Origin of the sequence: Cronobacter sp. HA18006, assembly GCF_011605445.1 — a bacterium.
Lineage (GTDB): Bacteria > Pseudomonadota > Gammaproteobacteria > Enterobacterales > Enterobacteriaceae > Cronobacter > Cronobacter sakazakii.
Map to the genome: position 1 here is coordinate 176,588 of NZ_JAANQB010000021.1, position 18,452 is coordinate 195,039.

At 57.0% G+C, this 18,452-nt stretch carries 17 protein-coding genes; 5 read left to right on the forward strand and 12 right to left on the reverse strand.

Translation table 11 applies throughout. The features are described 5' to 3' along the window. Nucleotides 1-4 precede the first annotated feature (4 nt). The 7 genes from pyrB to G9X48_RS13055 form a co-directional block, all read right to left on the reverse strand. Complete coding sequence (gene pyrB / locus G9X48_RS13025; protein WP_004388681.1) at nucleotides 5-940, reverse strand: aspartate carbamoyltransferase; 936 nt, start codon at nucleotides 938-940, stop codon at nucleotides 5-7. Nucleotides 941-1,193: 253 nt separating this feature from the next. Further along, nucleotides 1,194-1,673, reverse strand: coding sequence for an ArgR family transcriptional regulator (locus G9X48_RS13030; protein WP_007780604.1), 480 nt, complete (start codon nucleotides 1,671-1,673; stop codon nucleotides 1,194-1,196). Nucleotides 1,674-1,841: 168 nt separating this feature from the next. Beyond that, complete coding sequence (locus G9X48_RS13035; protein ID WP_063265478.1) at nucleotides 1,842-3,245, reverse strand: YfcC family protein; 1,404 nt, start codon at nucleotides 3,243-3,245, stop codon at nucleotides 1,842-1,844. A gap of 48 nt (nucleotides 3,246-3,293) precedes the next feature. Then, the gene (gene argF, locus G9X48_RS13040) at nucleotides 3,294-4,298 is read right to left on the reverse strand and encodes an ornithine carbamoyltransferase (RefSeq protein ID WP_054624545.1); all 1,005 of its coding nucleotides are present in this window, start codon (nucleotides 4,296-4,298) and stop codon (nucleotides 3,294-3,296) included. 36 nt (nucleotides 4,299-4,334) lie between these two features. Next, nucleotides 4,335-5,246 carry a carbamate kinase gene (gene arcC / locus G9X48_RS13045; protein ID WP_004388677.1) on the reverse strand — a complete coding sequence of 304 codons (912 nt, stop codon included), beginning with the start codon at nucleotides 5,244-5,246 and terminating at the stop codon, nucleotides 4,335-4,337. A gap of 10 nt (nucleotides 5,247-5,256) precedes the next feature. Next, a complete protein-coding gene (gene arcA / locus G9X48_RS13050) occupies nucleotides 5,257-6,477 on the reverse strand; it encodes an arginine deiminase (protein WP_097641467.1) in 1,221 nt (406 codons plus the stop codon). 368 nt (nucleotides 6,478-6,845) lie between these two features. Then, the gene (locus G9X48_RS13055) at nucleotides 6,846-7,169 is read right to left on the reverse strand and encodes a hypothetical protein (protein ID WP_097648085.1); all 324 of its coding nucleotides are present in this window, start codon (nucleotides 7,167-7,169) and stop codon (nucleotides 6,846-6,848) included. Here G9X48_RS13055 and G9X48_RS13060 point away from each other — a divergent pair. Beyond that, nucleotides 7,149-7,601 (forward strand): YhcH/YjgK/YiaL family protein, encoded by a 453-nt coding sequence (locus tag G9X48_RS13060; RefSeq protein ID WP_097569651.1) that lies wholly within the window; start codon nucleotides 7,149-7,151, stop codon nucleotides 7,599-7,601. The genes G9X48_RS13055 and G9X48_RS13060 overlap by 21 nt on opposite strands. A gap of 335 nt (nucleotides 7,602-7,936) precedes the next feature. Here G9X48_RS13060 and argF (G9X48_RS13065) read toward each other — a convergent pair whose 3' ends face one another. Continuing rightward, nucleotides 7,937-8,941 (reverse strand): ornithine carbamoyltransferase, encoded by a 1,005-nt coding sequence (gene argF / locus G9X48_RS13065; RefSeq protein WP_097641656.1) that lies wholly within the window; start codon nucleotides 8,939-8,941, stop codon nucleotides 7,937-7,939. Nucleotides 8,942-9,104: 163 nt separating this feature from the next. Between argF (G9X48_RS13065) and rraB the strand changes: the two genes are divergently transcribed. Genes rraB through G9X48_RS13080 form a run of 3 tightly spaced genes read left to right on the forward strand, consistent with a single transcriptional unit; the run spans nucleotide 9,105 to nucleotide 11,187 of the window. Beyond that, nucleotides 9,105-9,524 carry a ribonuclease E inhibitor RraB gene (gene rraB / locus G9X48_RS13070; protein WP_007854269.1) on the forward strand — a complete coding sequence of 140 codons (420 nt, stop codon included), beginning with the start codon at nucleotides 9,105-9,107 and terminating at the stop codon, nucleotides 9,522-9,524. Nucleotides 9,525-9,571: 47 nt separating this feature from the next. Continuing rightward, nucleotides 9,572-10,336 carry a tRNA isopentenyl-2-thiomethyl-A-37 hydroxylase MiaE gene (locus G9X48_RS13075; protein ID WP_088276953.1) on the forward strand — a complete coding sequence of 255 codons (765 nt, stop codon included), beginning with the start codon at nucleotides 9,572-9,574 and terminating at the stop codon, nucleotides 10,334-10,336. A gap of 44 nt (nucleotides 10,337-10,380) precedes the next feature. Continuing rightward, on the forward strand, nucleotides 10,381-11,187 hold the full coding sequence (locus G9X48_RS13080; RefSeq protein ID WP_012125895.1) for a hypothetical protein: 807 nt from the start codon (nucleotides 10,381-10,383) through the stop codon (nucleotides 11,185-11,187). 46 nt (nucleotides 11,188-11,233) lie between these two features. On the opposite strand, the gene G9X48_RS13085 is transcribed toward G9X48_RS13080, so the two are convergent. Continuing rightward, nucleotides 11,234-11,737 (reverse strand): GNAT family N-acetyltransferase, encoded by a 504-nt coding sequence (locus G9X48_RS13085; protein WP_015387054.1) that lies wholly within the window; start codon nucleotides 11,735-11,737, stop codon nucleotides 11,234-11,236. Between the two features lie 194 nt (nucleotides 11,738-11,931). Between G9X48_RS13085 and G9X48_RS13090 the strand changes: the two genes are divergently transcribed. Continuing rightward, the gene (locus tag G9X48_RS13090) at nucleotides 11,932-13,134 is read left to right on the forward strand and encodes a DUF898 family protein (RefSeq protein WP_029039488.1); all 1,203 of its coding nucleotides are present in this window, start codon (nucleotides 11,932-11,934) and stop codon (nucleotides 13,132-13,134) included. A 116-nt stretch (nucleotides 13,135-13,250) separates the two neighbouring features. On the opposite strand, the gene G9X48_RS13095 is transcribed toward G9X48_RS13090, so the two are convergent. From G9X48_RS13095 to pepA, 3 genes are all read right to left on the reverse strand, one after another. Then, a complete protein-coding gene (locus G9X48_RS13095) occupies nucleotides 13,251-16,106 on the reverse strand; it encodes a valine--tRNA ligase (RefSeq protein WP_097641657.1) in 2,856 nt (951 codons plus the stop codon). A gap of 2 nt (nucleotides 16,107-16,108) precedes the next feature. Beyond that, nucleotides 16,109-16,570: a DNA polymerase III subunit chi gene (locus G9X48_RS13100; RefSeq protein WP_014729699.1), complete on the reverse strand. Its 462-nt coding sequence runs from the start codon at nucleotides 16,568-16,570 to the stop codon at nucleotides 16,109-16,111. Between the two features lie 260 nt (nucleotides 16,571-16,830). After that, on the reverse strand, nucleotides 16,831-18,342 hold the full coding sequence (gene pepA, locus G9X48_RS13105; protein WP_007780838.1) for a leucyl aminopeptidase: 1,512 nt from the start codon (nucleotides 18,340-18,342) through the stop codon (nucleotides 16,831-16,833). Between the last annotated feature and the right edge of the window lie 110 nt (nucleotides 18,343-18,452).

Consider the following 18,452-nt stretch of genomic DNA (forward strand, 5'->3'; position numbering starts at 1 on the left):
CTCCTTACAGCGCTAAATCGCGATTCAGTACCAGTGCCAGCAGCGCCTGACGGGCGAAAATGCCGTTGCCCGCCTGCTGGAAATACCAGGCGTGCGGCGTTTTATCCACATCGGTTGTGATCTCATCAATGCGCGGCAGCGGGTGCAGCACTTTCATATTCTCGCGCGCGCCCTGCAAATCGGCGGCGCGCAGCACAAACTGGGCCTTCACGTTGGCATATTCCGACGGGTCGAGACGCTCTTTCTGCACGCGGGTCATATAGAGGATATCCACCTCCTGCACCACGTCTTCAATGGCGCTGTGCAGGCTCCACGGAATGCCTTTCTCATCCAGCATATCGAGGATGTACTGCGGCATCGCCAGCGCGTCGGGGGCGATAAAGCAGAAGCGGTTGCCGTTGAATTTCGCCAGCGCCTGCGCCAGTGAGTGCACCGTACGGCCATATTTCAGGTCGCCGACCATTGCGATGGTGAGGTTCTCAAGACGCCCCTGAGTCTCCTGGATGGTAAAGAGATCCAGCAGCGTTTGCGTCGGGTGCTGGTTGGCGCCGTCGCCTGCGTTCAGCACCGGCACGCCGCCGGAAAACTCAGTCGCCAGACGCGCCGCGCCTTCCTGCGGATGGCGCATCACAATGGCGTCCACATAGGTGCTGATAACCGAAATGGTATCCGCCAGCGTTTCGCCTTTTTTGCCAAGCGAGGTGTTGCTGCTGTCGGAGAAGCCGACCACCGCCGCGCCGAGGCGGTGCATGGAGGTTTCAAACGACAGGCGGGTGCGGGTCGAGGCTTCAAAAAAGCAGCTGGCGATCACTTTGTGCTTCAGAAGTTCTGGCTGCGGGTTCGCTTTCAGCTTCGCCGCCGTCTCCAGCACCAGCTCTAACTCGGCGCGGCTGAGATCGTTGATGGAAATAATATGTTTTTGATAAAGCGGATTAGCCATTTTTGTCTCCTCTTCAGGCCGGCGGACAAACGCTGGACAAAAAAAAGCCCCTCATTGAGGGGCTTTTAACAGCAATTCTGGAACGGAAAGAGCAACGGTCTGGCCGTCAGCTTTCTGACGACGCGGTAAGACAAACTGTCGAACATACTGGACCATGCTTCCTCCGGCAAATTGTCCGGCATTATACGCATGTGCGGTTAGCTGACAAGCAGGAAATGCACACTTTCGCCACGGGAATCGATTGCTGTGAATATTAATGCATTTGAAGTAAATAATTAATGCGCTTGTGTACCAGCGCGGTGCGCTTCACATCGCGCGGCGCTATCCAGACGATGCTGCTGCCCGCCACCACGCCTAAGATCTCCGGCAGGGCGTGATAATCCAGCACTTTCGCCACCGCGCGGCCATATCCGGCCACCGTATGGACAAGGATAAATTCGCTGTTATGTTCAACGCTCACCACCATTTCTGAGATAGAGCGCGCGGCGTCCGGCGCGGGCTGCAACAGCGGATTTAGAGAATAAATTTTTTGTCCTTTGGCGTTGCGGATTTTAATCACGCCCAGCAGTTTCAGCAGGCGTGAGACGGAGGACTGGCTGATATTGTCAAACCCCTGGCGCTGCATATCGCGCCGGATCTCCTCCTGAGAGCAGTAGGTTTTATTGCTGATAAGCCGCTGGCACACCGCCATTTGCTCCTGCTCTTTCCCGGAATAATCACCGTAATCCTTCATGGACCGTCACTCCTGCGTTGATGAAAGTTGAAGAAAAACGATATTGTTTTCCCGGCCCGCGTCCAGGGAAACCACAATCACCTGGCGAGGCGCGGGCTTTTCCAGAAATGGGAGGCGTTTCATGCGGCGCGATGCCCCTGATTGACAGCGCCGCAACGCCATGTATGGCTAAAACAGCGCGCCGAGGCTGAGCGCTGCCATGTTCAGCACCGTCAGAATCAGTATGAGCGGCGCGACCCATTTCAGATAACGAACGTAAGGCACGCGGGCGATAGCGAGCCCGCCCATCACCACCGCCGAGGTGGGCGTAATAAGATTCACGATGCCGGAGGCGGACTGATAGGCGGTGACGACCAGGTCGCGGCCCACGTGGGCGAAATCGGCGAGCGGCGCCATAATCGGCATGGTCAGTACTGCAAGGCCGGAGGACGACGGCACCAGAAACGAGAGCACCACTTCAATCCAGTACGTCACGTTAATAAACACCGTGGTGGAAAGCCCCGAAACCAGGTTTTCCGCGCTGTGCAAAATGGTGTGGGTGATCATGCCGTTATCCATCACCACCACAATGCCGCGCGCGATACCGATGATCAGCGCCACGCCGAGCAGATCCCGCGCGCCGTCGATGAACGTGCTGGTGAACGCCTCTTCGCTCATGCGCGCCACCACGCCGGTGATAATGGCGGCGGCCAGGAACACGCCGGAAATCTCGCCCATCCACCAGCCGCGCACCGCCACGCCGTAAATCATTACCGCAAACGAGGCGGCGAAGATAACCAGGATGATTTTGCGCGTCATGGTGAAGGGGAGCATCTCGCCGGAGCGGCTGCCGAGAAAGTGCGCGCGGTTAGCTTCCCACTGGTCCGCCACCACAGAACGCGACGGATCCTGACGCACGCGGCGGGCGTAACGCATTACCCACAGCACGCAGATAACCCAGCCAATCACCAGCAGCGCCACGCGCAGCCAGATGCCGCTGGTGAACGGAATGCCAGCGGCGTTGGCGGCAATCACCGTCGCAAAGGGGTTAATGGTGGAGCCGAGCGTGCCGATGCCTGCGCCGAGCAGCACCGTGGCGGCGGCGACCAGCGGGTCGAAGCGCGCGGCCATCATCACCGGCACCAGCAGCGTATAAAACGGCAGCGACTCTTCCGCCATACCGTAGATGGTGCCGCCCGCGGCGAACAGCGCCATCAGTATCGGGATCATCCACTCTTCTTTGCCGTGCAGCCGCTCGGTGACGCGCTCAATCCCGGCATCAATCGCGCCGGTTTTGTTCACCACGCCCAGAAAGCCGCCGATGATCAGCACAAACAGCGCCACGTCGATGGCACCTGCGGTGTAGGTCACATGGTTGTAAAGGCCATCCACCGGGGCCAGCAGAATGGCGGTAATGCCCTGCGGATGCGCCTCGACGGGCGCGTACGTGCCCGCGACCGGCACCTCTTTGCCAAGCGTCTCGTTCATCGCCATCTGGTATTTCCCGGCAGGCACGACCCAGGTAAGCGCGGCGACCAGCGCGATCAGCACAAATAAAATGGTGTAAGCGGAAGGAAATTTGAACCTGTGCATGAGGGTATCTCCGAAGCGGCGGGCGCACTGGCGGCGCGCCCGCAAAGGTTATTCGCCAAGCGTCGCCACCATCACGGCTTTGATGGTGTGCATACGGTTCTCCGCCTCATCAAACACAATGGAGCAGGGGGACTCGAACACGTCATCGGTCACTTCCAGCCCCTTCAGGCCGTAAGCGGCTTCGATCTCGCGCCCGACGGTGGTGTGCTCATTATGAAACGCGGGCAGGCAGTGCATGAATTTGACGTTCGGGTTGCCGGTCGCTTTCACCACCGCCTGGTTGACCTGATAGGGTTTCATCAGCGCGACGCGCTCGGCCCAGGCCTCTTTCGGCTCGCCCATCGACACCCAGACGTCGGTGTACAGGAAATCGACACCGTCCACGCCTTCATCCACATGCTCGGTGAGGATGATACGCGCGCCGGTTTCCGCCGCGATGGCGCGGCACTGTTCGACTAACGCCTCTTCCGGCCAGAAGGCTTTCGGGGCCACCAGGCGGATCTCCATGCCCATTTTCGCGGCACCCACCATCAGCGAATTGCCCATGTTGTTGCGCGCGTCGCCAAGATACGCAAAGCGGATCTGCGGGAGCGTTTTGCCTGGCGAATGCTCCAGCATGGTCATCAGATCAGCCAGGATTTGCGTCGGGTGAAACTCATTAGTGAGGCCATTCCACACCGGCACGCCCGCGAATTCGCCAAGTTCCTCGACGATCGCCTGGCCGTAGCCGCGATATTCGATGCCGTCATACATGCGCCCCAGTACGCGGGCGGTGTCTTTCATCGACTCCTTATGGCCAATCTGCGAGCCGCTCGGCCCGAGATAGGTCACCTGCGCGCCCTGATCGAACGCGCCGACTTCAAACGCGCAGCGGGTACGGGTGGAGGTTTTTTCAAAAATCAGCGCGATGTTTTTACCCACCAGCGTTTTCTTCTCACGCCCGGCTTTTTTATCGGCTTTCAGTTGCATGGCGAGATCGATGAGGTACTGGATCTCCGCCGGGGTGTAGTCGAGCAGTTTCAGGAAGTTGCGGTTTTTCAGGTTGATAGTCATGGTGAAATCCTTGTTGCGTGAAAGCGGTGAGAAAACTTACTGGCGGATCAGCGTGCCTTTGTCGCCCGCGAGAATGGCGAGACCGTCGCCCAGCGCGCCGATGCCTGCGATGCCGCCGCACTGCTCAACAAAGGCGCAGCAGGCGGCCACTTTTGGCCCCATCGAGCCTGCGTCGAAGCGCAGCTCCGCCAGCTGTGAAGGCGTTACTTGCGTGAGCGGACGCTGGGTCGGCTTGCCCCAGTCGGCGTACACCGCGTCGGCGTCGGTCAGGATCAGCAGCGCGTCGGCGTGTAACTGACGCGCCAGCAGCGCGGCCGAGAGATCTTTATCGATAACCGCCTCGATGCCGTGGTAGCCGTCGGCGTTGTCCACCACCGGCACGCCGCCGCCGCCGTTGCAAATCACCAGGTGGTCGCGCTCGATAAGCGCCTGGATGGCATCGCTCTCGATAATCCGCTGCGGCTGGGGCGAGGGCACCACGCGGCGGAAGTAAGGCCCGTCGGCTTTCATCGTCCAGCCTTTGTCGGCGGCGAGCTGGTCGGCCTGGGCTTTGTCATAGACCGGGCCGATGTATTTGGTCGGGTTCTTAAACGCCGGATCGTTGTCATTCACCGCCACCTGCGTCAGCAGCACGCTAACTTCGCGATCCGGCAGCTGATTTTTCAGCGACTGTTGCAGCAGGTAGCCGATCATTCCCTGGCTTTCGGCGCCCAGAATGTCGAGCGGATAAGGCGTCACGTTCTGGTAAGCGCTGTTTTGCAGCGCCAGCAGCCCGACCTGCGGGCCGTTGCCGTGCACCAGCACCACGCGCCACTGGCGGGTGAGCTGAGCGATGGTGTGAGCCGCCAGTTCGACGTTATGACGCTGAATATCGGCCTCCAGCGGTTCGCCGCGTTTCAGCAGCGCGTTGCCGCCAAGCGCCACCACCAGCGTGGGTTTCTTCTCCATGGTCTTCTCCTTAAATGCCGTCGCGTTCCATCGGGCAGCTCATGCAGCGCGCGCCGCCGCGTCCGCGGCCCAGCTCGTCGCCAGGGATCGGCAGCACGGTGATGCCGGCCTTGTCATATTTCTCGTTGGTCCAGGTGTTGCGCTCATAGCCAATCACCACGCCGGGGCGCACGGTCAGCACGTTGTTGGCGTCGTTCCACTGCTCGCGCTCGGCCTCAAACGCATCGCCGCCGGTGGTGATGAGCCGTATCTGATCGATGCCGAGCGCCTGTTCCAGCGCATAAACCAGCGTTTTCTCTTCGGTACGCGCGATGCCGCCGCGCCCGTCCGGCGTTAAGGTCCAGCACTTCACATCGGGGCGCACCACTTCGGGGTAGACGGAGAAGGTGTCGATATCGATATGCGTCATGACGGTATCGAGGTGCATGCAGGAGCGGTGTTTCGGCAATTCCACGGCGATAACGCGCGTCGCCTGCTGGTGTTTAAACAGGGCGCTAGCCAGGAATTCCACCCCCTGCGGCGTGGTGCGTTCAGACATGCCGATTAATACCGCGCCGCGGCCAATGACTAATACATCGCCGCCTTCCAGCGTGGCGTGGTCGTAATTAATATTCTGGTCGCCGAAATATTTAATAAATTCGCCATCGGCAAATGCCTGATGCCAGCGATAAATCGCACGCAGATTATTGGTTTCACGCTGGCGAGCCGGTTTTGCCATCGGATTTATCGACACGCCGTTATATATCCAGCAGGAGGTGTCGCGCGTAAATAAATGATTAGGCAGCGGCTCCATAATAAAATCATTAGCGCCGTGCGTATCCACCACCATATTATGAATCGAGGCCGGGATTTCACTAAACGTCAGCCCGCCGCTTAAGCGCCGCGCCAGCTCCCGATGCGGCAGGTCGGCAAGCCAGCCGCGCACATCGGCGGCAAAAGAGGGGCCAAGGCGGTATTCAGAAACCTGCGTCTCCAGCAGCCAGTCTTTCGCCTCCGGGATATCCAGCGTGCGTGTCAGGAGATCCGTCAGTAATAATACTTCCACACCCTGATCACGCAGGGTGCGTGCAAAAATATCGTGCTCTTCCCCCGCTCGCTCGACCGATAATACATCGTCAAACAGTAATTCCTGGCAATTAGACGGCGTCAGTCTTTTCAGGCTTAAATTAGGGCGGTGCAGCATAACGCTGCGTAATTGACCTATTTCCGATCCCACGTAATGCTTTTCCATATTTATTCCTTGGCTGATTTTCAGAATAAAAACGGCGGCATTATGCGACGCGTGTTCGCATAACGAGTTACCGTGCAGATTGAATTCGAAATAGATAGTAATGGAGCGCTGATTTGATTGTGTGATGAATATCACGAGCGATGCAGTGATTTTATTATTCCGCCGTAATAATGATTTATTTCATGGAAAGTTTAATTAATTTATCGGGCTATATGAATCACTACGCAGAATAGACGGCGCTTATTCCGTGTTGTTAAAAATCTGTTTTTGGACAACAAATAAGCAAATTATTAATTAATTGAAAATTAAGCGTTTTATTTTTTAAAAAAGATGATTATGCAGTTATGGCGCGCGTTTATTTTTGAAGCTCAGGAATAAAGCAAATAATTATGGTGCTGCCGTGCCTGTTTGTGAGGTAAACGAAACGTGATGGTGCCGTCTTTTTTCATTTTCTCGCTGATAAAACAAACACCTACAGCGATGCTGTCAATAGTATTCGCCAGGGTTATGCATAAAACCTGCATAAACGTCTGGCGGGGATTAACAAGCTGGTAACGCGCCGCACGATAACCATGCGCCAGAACAGATTTTACCGAGAAAGCAGTAGCGCCCCGGCACGATAGCTCGTATAACACAATAAAATGAAACGCTGTTTTATATAAGGAGAAGGCATGATTATCGGTAATATTCACGCGTTGGGCGAATGGCTGCCCGCGCCTTTTCGCGAGGCGATTGAGCAGGTGAAGCAGCAGGTAACGCCGCAGACCGCGCCGGGCAAGTACGAACTGGACGGCAATCGCCTCTTTTTTCTGCTTTCGGAAGACACAACCGAGCCGCTGGCGGACCGCCGCGCCGAGTATCACGCGCGTTATCTGGATATTCAGATTGTGCTGGCGGGCCGCGAAGGGATGACCTTCAGCACGTTACCGCCGGGCGCGACCGACACCGACTGGCTGGCGGATAAAGATATCGCATTTCTGCCCGAAGGCGCGCAGGAGAAAACCGTGGTGCTGGAGGAGGGCGATTTCGTGATTTTCTGGCCGGGGGAAGTGCATAAGCCGCTGTGTGCGGTGGGCGACCCGGCCCCCGTGCGCAAAGCTGTCGTGAAGATGTTGATGGCGTGAGGGAGTTGTAGGGTGGGAAAGCGTAGCGCCTTATTAACCACCATCAGCAAGGCGGGTGCGCGGTGCTTACCCGCCCTACGGTGAGCGTTGTTTTGTAGGGTGGGTAAGCGAAGTGCACCTACCGTTCAATTATCGGCAAGGCGGGTGCGCGATGCTTACCCGCCCTACGGTGAGCGTGGTTCTGTAGGGTGGGTAAGCGAAGCGCACCCACCGTTCAATTATCGGCAAGGCGGGTGCGCGGTGCTTACCCGCCCTATGCTAAGCGTTGTTCTGTAGGGTGGGTAAGCGCAGCGCACCCACCAACCGACCACCAACCCACCACCCGCCCCGCAAGCTTACTCAGACAGCGTCGCCACCATTACCGCTTTGATCGTATGCATCCGGTTTTCGGCCTGATCGAATACGATACTGTGCGCGGATTCAAACACCTCGTCGGTCACTTCCATGCCGCCTTTCAGGCCATACTCCTGCGCCATCTGCTTGCCGAGCGTGGTCTCGTCGTCGTGAAATGCCGGCAGACAGTGCAGGAATTTCACGTTCGGGTTGCCGGTCTGCGCCAGCATCTGGCTGTTAACCTGATATGGCCGCAGCAGCGCGATACGCTCCGCCCACTTCTCTTTGGCTTCGCCCATCGACACCCAGACATCGGTATAGATGAAATCCGCGCCCTTAACACCGGCGGCGATATCCTCGGTGAGCGTGATCCGCCCGCCGGTTTCTTTCGCCATTGCCTGGCATTCGGCTACAAGCTCGGCGGCAGGCCAGCAGCGCTCAGGCGCGACCAGGCGCAAATCCAGCCCCATCAGCGCGGCGGCTTCCAGCATTGAATTGCCCATGTTGTTGCGCGCATCGCCCGCATACACCAGCGTCATCTCGTTAAACGCTTTGCCCGGCAGATGCTCCTGCATGGTCAGCAGATCCGCCAGGAGTTGCGTCGGGTGAAACTCATCGGTCAGGCCGTTCCAGACCGGCACGCCTGCGTACTGCGCCAGCGTTTCGACGATTTCCTGGCCAAAACCGCGATACTGAATGCCGTCATACATGCGGCCCAGTACGCGGGCGGTATCCTTAATTGACTCTTTATGCCCAATCTGACTGCCGCTCGGGCCGAGATACGTGACGCGCGCGCCCTGATCATATGCGGCAACTTCGAAAGAGCATCGCGTGCGGGTTGAGTCTTTTTCGAAGATGAGCGCAATATTTTTTCCGGCAAGCTTTTGAACTTCAACGACATTTTTCTTATCGCTTTTAAGCTTTGCGGAAAGCTCCAGCAGCAGGTGGATTTGAGCGGGCGTAAAATCGAGCAGTTTTAAAAACGATTTCTGGTACAACGCAGACATAATTTTCCTCGCTGGCTGACGCCACTTATTGAATTAATATTCAACATATATGTATGAATATTCATTTGCAACCCCCGATGTTAAAACTTTGCGGTGAAAGGTGGAGGCATTCCCGCGGGTGTGTGAAAATAGAAGGTATCTGCCACACACTGAGGAACGAGCCATGGCAAACCCGGAATTACTGGAAGAGCAGCGCGAAGAGACGCGTCTGATTATTGAAGAGCTGCTTGAAGATGGCAGCGATCCTGACGCGCTGTACACCATTGAACACCATTTCTCGGCAGACGATTTCGACACGCTGGAGAAACTGGCGGTGGAAGTGTTTAAGCTTGGCTATGAAGTGACGGACCCGGAAGAGCTGGAGCTGGAAGAGGGCGGTGAAACCGTCATCTGCTGCGACGCGCTGAGCGAGTGCGCGCTGAACGCCGAACTTATCGACGCCCAGGTTGAACAGCTGATGAACCTGGCGGAGAAGTTTAACGTCGAATATGACGGCTGGGGCACTTACTTTGAAGACCCGGACGGCGAAGAAGACGAAGACGACGACGGCATGGATGAAGACGACGACGGTGTTCGTCACTAAGTCGCAGTTTGCGGCAGCGCTGCGCTGCCGCATTTCAGGAACCCCGCATGAATTACGACGCACTCCTCCTCCCCGTTAAAAATTTCCTTCACTGCGCCACTCCGCAAGCCTGGATAGATGAAGCCAGAGCGCCGGAAAACTTACCGCTGCTGCTGACCGACCACATGATTTGCGAGTTAAAAGCCGCGCAAACCGCAATGCTGCTCATTCGCCGCTATGTGGCAGATAAAAGCGGTTCTGACGAACTGCTCGGCTGGCTACAGCCCTATGAAGATTTCACCTATCGCGAAGGGCCGGAGCCCGATTTCCTGGCGCTGCATAAGCGCATCGGCAAGAGCGTGATGCCGCACACCGACGATCCGTGGGGCCAGACGCTGATCGATAGCATGGTGCTGCTCATCAAAGAAGAATTACACCACTTCTGGCAGGTGCGCGAAATGATGCAGGCGCGTAACATCCCGTATGTCAAAATCACCGCCAGCCGCTATGCGCGCGGGATGCGACGCGAAATGCGCACGTATGAGCCTGCGACGCTTGTCGATAAACTGATTTGCGGCGCGTATATCGAAGCCCGCTCATGCGAGCGTTTCGCGGCGCTGGCGCCGTATCTGGATGATGATTTGCAGAAGTTTTACCTGTCGCTGCTGCGCTCGGAAGCGCGCCACTATCAGGATTATCTGTCGTTGGCGCAGCAGATTTCGCCCGAGGACATCGCGCCGCGCGTGCAGGCGCTCGGCGAGGCGGAAGCGCGGTTGATTAATCAGCCTGACACCGAATTCCGCTTTCACAGCGGCATACCGGTGCGCGCGTGAGCCGGCGGGCTTTATAAAAACTATCAATACCAAAGGGATAAAGGATGAACTGGAATCATGTCATGCTCTCCGCGCTGGTGGGCATTGTGCTCGCTGTGGTGGCGTCTGCGCTCTATAAAAAAGGCAAAGTGAATAAACTCGCGGCCGTCGCGATTTTTGTCGTCGGCATTGTGCTGTGGAATATCGCGGACATCGCGTGGCTGAGAAACGCGAACACGTCGCCGGAGCAGGGCTTTGACGAGGTGTTTAACAGCATGCCGTTGTATAAACTCATTAAAGAGAAAGATCCGGCGTTCTACGCGCGCCTGCGTGGTCAGGCGCTGGAAATGGCGAAGCAGGGCAAAACGCAGCAGGATATTATCGACGCGATGCAGGCGAATATGGCCGAGCTTGAGATGCAGCGCATCCAGTTCGCGCCGGATGAAGATGTCATCGCGTATATGCGCGTCAATATGGAACAGACCCGCGAAATGCAGCAGCACAGCGACGACGCCTGTTTCCGCTTCCTGATGCCGCAGGTGAAAGGCGGCGTGAATCCGGTTCAGATGCTGTCGAAAGACGTTATCGCGAAGCGTATGGATGTCGAAACGAAGCTGCTGTCGGCAAGTTACAGCCAGAACGCGCACAAGGTGACGCCGCAGGAGCAGAAAATGGCGGAAGAGACGCTGGCACCGATTGGTCAGTCGCTGGCGGCGAAATATGGCGACACGATTGAGGTCTTTACCGATCCGCAAAAAGGCGTCGGTCAGGAAAAACAGGTCTGTAATATGGTGCAGGATCTCTGGCATGACGTGCTGGCGCTGCCGCCGGAAAAAGCCGGGCCGGTTATCCGTATCTCCATGCAGCAATAATAAAAAAGCCGGGTCAGCCCGGCTTTTTTATTTCACGCGTTTACACTCAGAGCGTTTTTAACATTCGCACTTCGCAATCCACATGGCCGGTGCAGCCGAGCGGCTCGGAAATATGCGCGAAGCCCAGGCGTTCATACAGCGCAATCGCCTCTTTTAAAAAGGCGGTGGTTTCGAGATAGCAGCGGCGATAGCCTTGCGAGCGGGCGAAATCCATCGCCTGTAACGCCAGCTTTTTCGCAAGCCCTCTGCCGCGCGCGACGGGCAGAAAATACATTTTCTGCAGCTCGCAGATGTCCGTTTCGCTACAGGCCAGCGGTGCAATACCGCCGCCGCCCACGACTTCACCGTCTAATTCAATCACCCAGTACGCATGGCCTGGCTTGCTGTATTGCGTATACAGCACGTCGAGATTGGGGTCTGCGACGGTGTAGCCTTTATCCGCCGTCAGGCCATATTCCGCGGAAACCTGGCGGATCACTCTGGCGACCGTCGCGTTATCCGCGGCCGTCATCCTGCGCATAATAATGTCTACCGGCGCCTCAACATTCATCATTTACTCTGATGTCATCTGTTCAACATAGTGTTGTGCTTAATACCACTACAGGAAGAGTGACGCAAGCCCAGGAATATTGGCTGCTATTATTCTTTCCGGGGCTTTATTACACTAAAGTACGCACTGGATTAACCCTAAGATATTAACGGTTATAACGGCGCTTTTTTCTTTTTTACAGAATAAGGATTGTTATGTCGGACGATAATAAATTCCTGGCAGGGAATAAGACACACGCATTCTCGTTTCAGGGCAGCGGCGGCGGATATTTCCCCGTCTGGCTGGTCAACATACTGTTAACGGTGTTCACCGCCGGGCTGTTTTTACCCTGGGCGATGGTGCGCGCACGCCGTTATTTTTACGAAAATACCGAACTGGCAGGCGCACGTTTTTCTTATCACGCCACAGGCGGCGCGATTTTCGTCGGCTGGATCTGCCTTGCGCTTCTCTACGTTGTATTTGTGATTAATGCAGTCTATGAAAATACCTTTTTAACCCTCTGCATGGTGCTGCTGTTTATCGCGTTTGCGCCGTTCCTTATTATGCAGGGCCTGCGCTACCAGCTGCTGATGACGAAGCTTAACGGCCTGCGTTTTAGCTTTAAAGCCAGCCCGCTGCGCGCCTGGTGGGTGATGCTCGGCTGCCCGCTGCTGATTGCGATTCTGGTGACAGCCGTGATGGGGCTGGTCTTTACGATTGCGGGTTCCAGCCAGAGTATGACCGGTATTATTGTCGGTATTGTGCTGTCGGTTCTGGTGGGGCTTGTGGGTACCGCGCTGATGCAGGGTATTTACGCCGCGCAGTGGTACGGCCTGCTGGTCAATAACCTGCAATATGGCAAACACCGTTTTGCGATTAACCTGAATGTAAAAACCTGCACCTTTATTTATCTCAAGGCGATGCTGCTGTTTGTGCCGTTTATCGCGGTAGCTTTGATTATGCTGGCGCCAGTGATGACTCAGATGTTGCATTACAGTGTATATGGTATGAATAGCCAGGAAGAAATGCTTAGCTTTTTGATATCGCTTATTATGAGCGTTTTACTGCCGTATTTCATTTATATGGTTGGCATTCTGGTCTGCTTTAGCTTCGCGTTTGTGAAACTGCGTAACTACGCCTATCAGCAGATGTCGCTGGAAGGCGGTATTACCTTCCGCTCCACCGCGAGCGTCGGTTCTTTTGTCTGGATCATTCTGAGCAATTTCATGGTCTGCGGTATCACCTTTGGTCTGGCGTGGCCGTGGGCGAAAGTGCGCCTGACGCGCTACCTGCTGGAAAACACCCATGTTGACGGCGAGCTGGACAACCTGGCGCTGGTCGATCACGACGAACAGCCGCGTAACGATCCGGCAAGCGTGCTGGGCCGTGGTTTCTCCATTCTGCCTTTCGCACTCTGAAAATAAGCTCAGGGCTTCGGCCCGCTAAAAGCATAACGGCGCTCAGTTGAGCGCCGTTTTTTTGCGAAATACCGCCATAAAAAAAGCCGGGTCGCCCCGGCTTTTATTCAACTGACTTACAGTGCGCTAATGACGCCCTGCTGTTCTATCAGTTTGGCTTTCGCCTCATGATAGCCCGCCAGTTTTTCGCGCTCTTTGGCGATAACGGCTTCCGGCGCGCGGGCCACAAAGCCTTCGTTACCGAGTTTGCTTTCGATGCGGCCGATTTCGCCTTCGATTTTGGCCACTTCTTTCGCCAGACGCGCCAGCTCGGCGTCTTTATCAATCAGCCCTGCCATCGGGATCAGCAGCTCTGCACCGTCGATGATTTTGGTCACCGACACCGGGCCTTTGTCATCGGCAGGCAGCACTGTGATGCTTTCAAGGCGCGCCAGCGTCTGCAGGAAGCCGCGGTTGTCGTTAACACGACGCTGCGCGTCCTGGCTGCAACCGCGCAGCAGCAGCGCCAGCGGTTTGCCCGGCGCGATGTTCATCTCGGCGCGAATATTACGCACGGCGATAATCGCCTGCTTCAGCCACTCGGTATCCGCCAGCGCCGCGTCGTCCACGCGGGAAGCATCAAACGCCGGGAACGGCTGGAGCATAATGGTGTCGGCATCGATACCGGCGATAACCTTCACGCGCTGCCAGATGGTTTCCGTAATGAACGGGATGATCGGATGCGCGAGGCGCAGCAGACCTTCCAGCACGGTCACCAGCGTGTTGCGGGTACCGCGCAGTTCAGCTTCTGAACCGCCGTTCATGACCGGCTTGGTCAGCTCCAGATACCAGTCGCAGAACTGGTTCCAGGTGAATTCATACAGGATGCCCGCCGCGATATCGAAGCGGAAATTATCCAGCGCTTCGCGGTACGCTTTTACGGTCTGGTTGAATTCCGCCAGGATCCAGCGATCGGCCAGCGACAGCACTTTCTCGCCGCCGTTAAAACCGCAATCCTGATCTTCGGTGTTCATCAGCACGAAACGGCTGGCGTTCCACAGCTTGTTACAGAAGTTGCGGTAGCCTTCGAGACGCTTCATGTCCCAGTTGATGTCGCGACCAGTAGAGGCCAGCGCCGCCAGCGTAAAGCGCAGGGCGTCGGTGCCGTGCGGCTCGATGCCTTCCGGGAACTGCTTCTCGGTGCGCTTGCGGATTTTCTCCGCCAGCTGCGGCTGCATCATGTTGCCGGTGCGTTTCTCCAGCAATTCTTCCAGCGTGATGCCGTCGACCATATCCAGCGGGTCTATCACGTTGCCCTTGGACTTGGACATCTTCTGGCCTTCGTCGTCGCGGATAAGACCGGTCATGTAGACGGTCTTGAACGGCACCTGCGGTTTGCCGTTTTCATCTTTGATGAAGTGCATGGTCATCATGATCATGCGGGCAATCCAGAAGAAGATGATGTCAAAGCCGGAGACCATGACGCTGGTCGGGTGGAACTGACGCAGCGCGTCGGTGTTTTCCGGCCAGCCGAGGGTGGAGAACGTCCAGAGCGCGGAGGAGAACCAAGTGTCCAGTACGTCGTCGTCCTGGCGCAGCGCGACGTCCGCGGACAGGCTATTTTCCTGACGCACTTCCTCTTCGCTGCGACCTACGTAGACATTGCCTTCGGCATCGTACCAGGCCGGAATGCGGTGGCCCCACCAGAGCTGACGGGAGATACACCAGTCCTGAATATCGCGCATCCAGGAGAAATACATGTTTTCGTACTGCTTCGGCACGAACTGGATATCGCCGTTTTCTACCGCTTCCACCGCCGGTTTCGCCAGCACGTCGGCGCGGACGTACCACTGGTCGGTCAGCATCGGTTCGATAACCACGCCGCCGCGATCGCCGTAAGGCACGGTCAGATCGTGCGGTTTGATCTCTTCGAGCAGGCCGAGTTCATCGACCGCCGCCACGATCGCTTTACGCGCGGCGAAGCGTTCCATCTTCTGGAACTGCGCCGGGATCTCGTTTGAATAAACGTCAGATTCGTTGCCTTTGGTGTCGTAGACTTCCGCGCTTTCACGGATATCGCCGTCAAAGGTCAGGATGTTGATCATCGGCAACTGATGACGGCGACCCACTTCGTAGTCGTTGAAATCGTGCGCTGGCGTTATCTTCACGCAGCCGGTGCCTTTTTCCATATCGGCGTGTTCGTCGCCGACGATCGGGATGCGGCGGTTAACCAGCGGCAGCACGACATATTTGCCGATCAGATCTTTATAACGAGGATCTTCCGGGTTTACGGCAACGCCAGTATCGCCCAGCAGGGTTTCCGGACGGGTGGTGGCGACCACCAGGTAATCTTTGCCGTCGGCAGTTTTCGCGCCGTCCGCCAGCGGATAGCGGATATGCCACATCGAGCCTTTTGACTCGCGGTTTTCCACTTCCAGGTCAGAGATGGCGGTACGCAGTTTCGGGTCCCAGTTCACGAGACGCTTGCCGCGATAGATCAGATCTTCTTTATAAAGACGGACGAACACCTCTTTCACCGCGTTGGAGAGGCCTTCATCCATGGTGAAGCGCTCGCGCTCCCAGTCCACCGAGTTGCCCAGACGACGCATCTGGCGCGTGATGGTGCCGCCGGATTCCGCTTTCCACTCCCAGATTTTGTCGATAAAGGCGTCGCGGCCGTAGTCGTGGCGGGTTTTCCCTTCTTCAGCGGCGATTTTACGCTCGACGACCATTTGGGTCGCGATACCGGCGTGGTCGGTGCCGACCTGCCACAGGGTATTTTTACCCTGCATGCGCTGGTAGCGGATCATGGTGTCCATGATGGTTTGCTGGAAGGCGTGACCCATATGCAAACTGCCGGTGACGTTCGGCGGCGGGATCATGATGCAGAAGCTTTCCTGGCTCTCGTCGCCGTTGGGTTTGAAATAGCCCTGCTGCTCCCAGTGCTCGTAAAGCGGCTGTTCGATATCTTGGGGGTTATATGTCTTTTCCATTTCTACTGTGTCGTTCCGGGCGCCGTGAAGGTGGCCGTGGTCAAGTGGAAACCGGCGGCGCGATAGGCTTTGTAGCGTTCGCGCGCCAGTTGTTTCTGGGATTCGTCGTAAGGTACGAAGTCTACCACTTCATAGAAAGCAGTGGCAAAAGCTGCGAATTCCGGCAGCAGGCTTATCAGAAGCTCCCGCGGGCTGCTGCCGCGTTTTTGCGGCCAGGCTATTTCCACCGGCGCGCCGCCGCGCGGCCCTTCACCTGCGAGATTGTGCGGCACGAAGCTGTCCGGGTCGCGCTTCCAGAGCGCTTCGTCAATGCGGGTGGCCTGGGCTTCGTCGACGCAGGCAATCAGGATGCGTTTCCCTGCGCGCCAGCGCGCAGCGGCAACGTCGCACACCAGTTGTTCGACGGCGCTCAGGCCGTCGGCGGTGTCGTCGTTGTCCAGCAGGTAAAACGTTGCGTTCTTCATAAGCGATACCCGTGGTGTTTCACGTTGCCTCGTTGTTGGCTGCAAACGTCGCCCTGATTCGGGTAGGGCGAGTTGTTGTCGGGAGATGGCGGGTGGCGCTACGCTGACCCGCCCTACGGGGTTTTGCCCCACCGCCAGCGTACATAAATGTTTGGTAGGGTGGGTAAGCAAAGCGCACCCACCGTTTACCGTATCGCCAGCATACCTGACGGTGTTTGGTAGGGTGGGTAAGCGAAGCGCACCCACCGTCTGTCAGCGTCTTACTCTTCGCCGTTGAACCCGGCGCGGTTTAGCAGGAACTGCGACAGCAGCGCAACCGGGCGGCCAGTCGCGCCCTTCGCCTTGCCGGAGCGCCAGGCGGTGCCGGCGATATCCAGGTGCGCCCAGTTATATTTACGCGTAAAGCGCGACAGGAAACACCCGGCGGTAATCGCGCCGCCAGGACGTCCACCGATATTCGCCATATCCGCGAAATTCGACTCCAGCTGCTCCTGGAACTCGTCCGCCAGCGGCAGACGCCAGGCGCGGTCGCCCGCCTGCTCGGACGCGCTGATAAGCTCATGCGCCAGCGGGTTGTGGTTCGACATCAGCCCGGTGATGTGATGGCCAAGCGCAATCACGCACGCGCCGGTCAGCGTCGCCACATCGATGACCACTTCCGGGTCGAAGCGCTCGACATACGTCAGCACATCGCACAGCACCAGACGGCCTTCAGCGTCGGTATTCAGCACTTCCACCGTCTGGCCGGACATGGTTGTCAGCACGTCGCCCGGACGATACGCGCGTCCGCCTGGCATGTTTTCACAGCCCGCCAGAATACCGGTCACGTTCACCGGCAGGTTCAGCTCAGCCACCATGCGCATCACGCCGTACACCGCCGCCGCGCCGCACATGTCATATTTCATCTCGTCCATCCCTTCGGACGGTTTAATCGAGATGCCGCCGGAGTCAAAGGTCAGCCCTTTGCCCACCAGCACAATCGGACGGGCATCCGGCTCGCTGCTGCCTTTATATTCAATTACCGACATCAGGGATTCGTTCTGCGAGCCTTCGCCCACCGCGAGGTACGAATGCATGCCCAGCTCTTTCATCTGCTGTTCGCCAATCACGCGGGTGACGACGTTTTTGCTAAAGGAGTCGGCCAGCTGGCGCGCCTGAGAGGCGAGGTAGGCGGCGTTACAGATGTTTGGCGGCATATTGCCCAGATCTTTGGCCGCTTTAATACCGGAAGCGATCGCCAGACCGTGCTGGATCGCGCGCTCGCCGCTGGTGAGTTCACGGCGGGTCGGCACGTTGAACACCATTTTGCGCAGCGGACGACGCGGCTCGCTCTTGTTCGTCTTAAGCTGATCGAAGCTGTAGAGCGTCTCTTTCGCCGTCTCTACCGCCTGGCGCACTTTCCAGTACGTGTTGCGGCCTTTAACGTGCAGCTCGGTCAGGAAGCAAACCGCTTCCATCGATCCGGTATCATTCAGAGTATTAATGGTTTTCTGGATCACCTGCTTATACTGACGCTCATCCAGCTCGCGCTCTTTGCCGCAGCCGATAAGCAGGATACGTTCTGACAACACATTCGGAACGTGATGAAGCAACAAGGTCTGGCCCGGTTTGCCCTCCAGCTCACCGCGACGCAGCAAGGCGCTGATATAGCCGTCGCTGATTTTATCGAGTTGTTCGGCGATGGGAGAGAGACGGCGCGGCTCAAAGACGCCTACAACAATGCAGGCACTGCGCTGTTTTTCCGGGCTCCCGCTTTTTACACTGAACTCCATGCACTACGCTCCTGAATCTTAAAGACAACGGCGGCGGCTACAGATAGAATTGACCACTTCGTAACTCTTGCTCCGCTGTTGCGATGACTTCGTGTTAATCTTAACGAATG

Excerpts from the sequence above, each read along its gene's own strand:
- G9X48_RS13100 (WP_014729699.1), bottom strand. The coding sequence starts at position 16,570 with ATGAAGAACGCAACGTTTTACCTGCTGGACAACGACGACACCGCCGAC.
- arcA (WP_097641467.1), bottom strand. The coding sequence starts at position 6,477 with ATGGAAAAGCATTACGTGGGATCGGAAATAGGTCAATTACGCAGCGTT.
- G9X48_RS13075 (WP_088276953.1), top strand. The coding sequence starts at position 9,572 with ATGAATTACGACGCACTCCTCCTCCCCGTTAAAAATTTCCTTCACTGC.
- G9X48_RS13030 (WP_007780604.1), bottom strand. The coding sequence starts at position 1,673 with ATGAAGGATTACGGTGATTATTCCGGGAAAGAGCAGGAGCAAATGGCG.
- pyrB (WP_004388681.1), bottom strand. The coding sequence starts at position 940 with ATGGCTAATCCGCTTTATCAAAAACATATTATTTCCATCAACGATCTC.
- pepA (WP_007780838.1), bottom strand. The coding sequence starts at position 18,342 with ATGGAGTTCAGTGTAAAAAGCGGGAGCCCGGAAAAACAGCGCAGTGCC.
- G9X48_RS13085 (WP_015387054.1), bottom strand. The coding sequence starts at position 11,737 with ATGAATGTTGAGGCGCCGGTAGACATTATTATGCGCAGGATGACGGCC.
- argF (WP_097641656.1), bottom strand. The coding sequence starts at position 8,941 with ATGTCTGCGTTGTACCAGAAATCGTTTTTAAAACTGCTCGATTTTACG.
- G9X48_RS13035 (WP_063265478.1), bottom strand. The coding sequence starts at position 3,245 with ATGCACAGGTTCAAATTTCCTTCCGCTTACACCATTTTATTTGTGCTG.
- G9X48_RS13060 (WP_097569651.1), top strand. The coding sequence starts at position 7,149 with ATGATTATCGGTAATATTCACGCGTTGGGCGAATGGCTGCCCGCGCCT.
- rraB (WP_007854269.1), top strand. The coding sequence starts at position 9,105 with ATGGCAAACCCGGAATTACTGGAAGAGCAGCGCGAAGAGACGCGTCTG.
- G9X48_RS13095 (WP_097641657.1), bottom strand. The coding sequence starts at position 16,106 with ATGGAAAAGACATATAACCCCCAAGATATCGAACAGCCGCTTTACGAG.
- arcC (WP_004388677.1), bottom strand. The coding sequence starts at position 5,246 with ATGGAGAAGAAACCCACGCTGGTGGTGGCGCTTGGCGGCAACGCGCTG.
- G9X48_RS13090 (WP_029039488.1), top strand. The coding sequence starts at position 11,932 with ATGTCGGACGATAATAAATTCCTGGCAGGGAATAAGACACACGCATTC.
- argF (WP_054624545.1), bottom strand. The coding sequence starts at position 4,298 with ATGACTATCAACCTGAAAAACCGCAACTTCCTGAAACTGCTCGACTAC.
- G9X48_RS13080 (WP_012125895.1), top strand. The coding sequence starts at position 10,381 with ATGAACTGGAATCATGTCATGCTCTCCGCGCTGGTGGGCATTGTGCTC.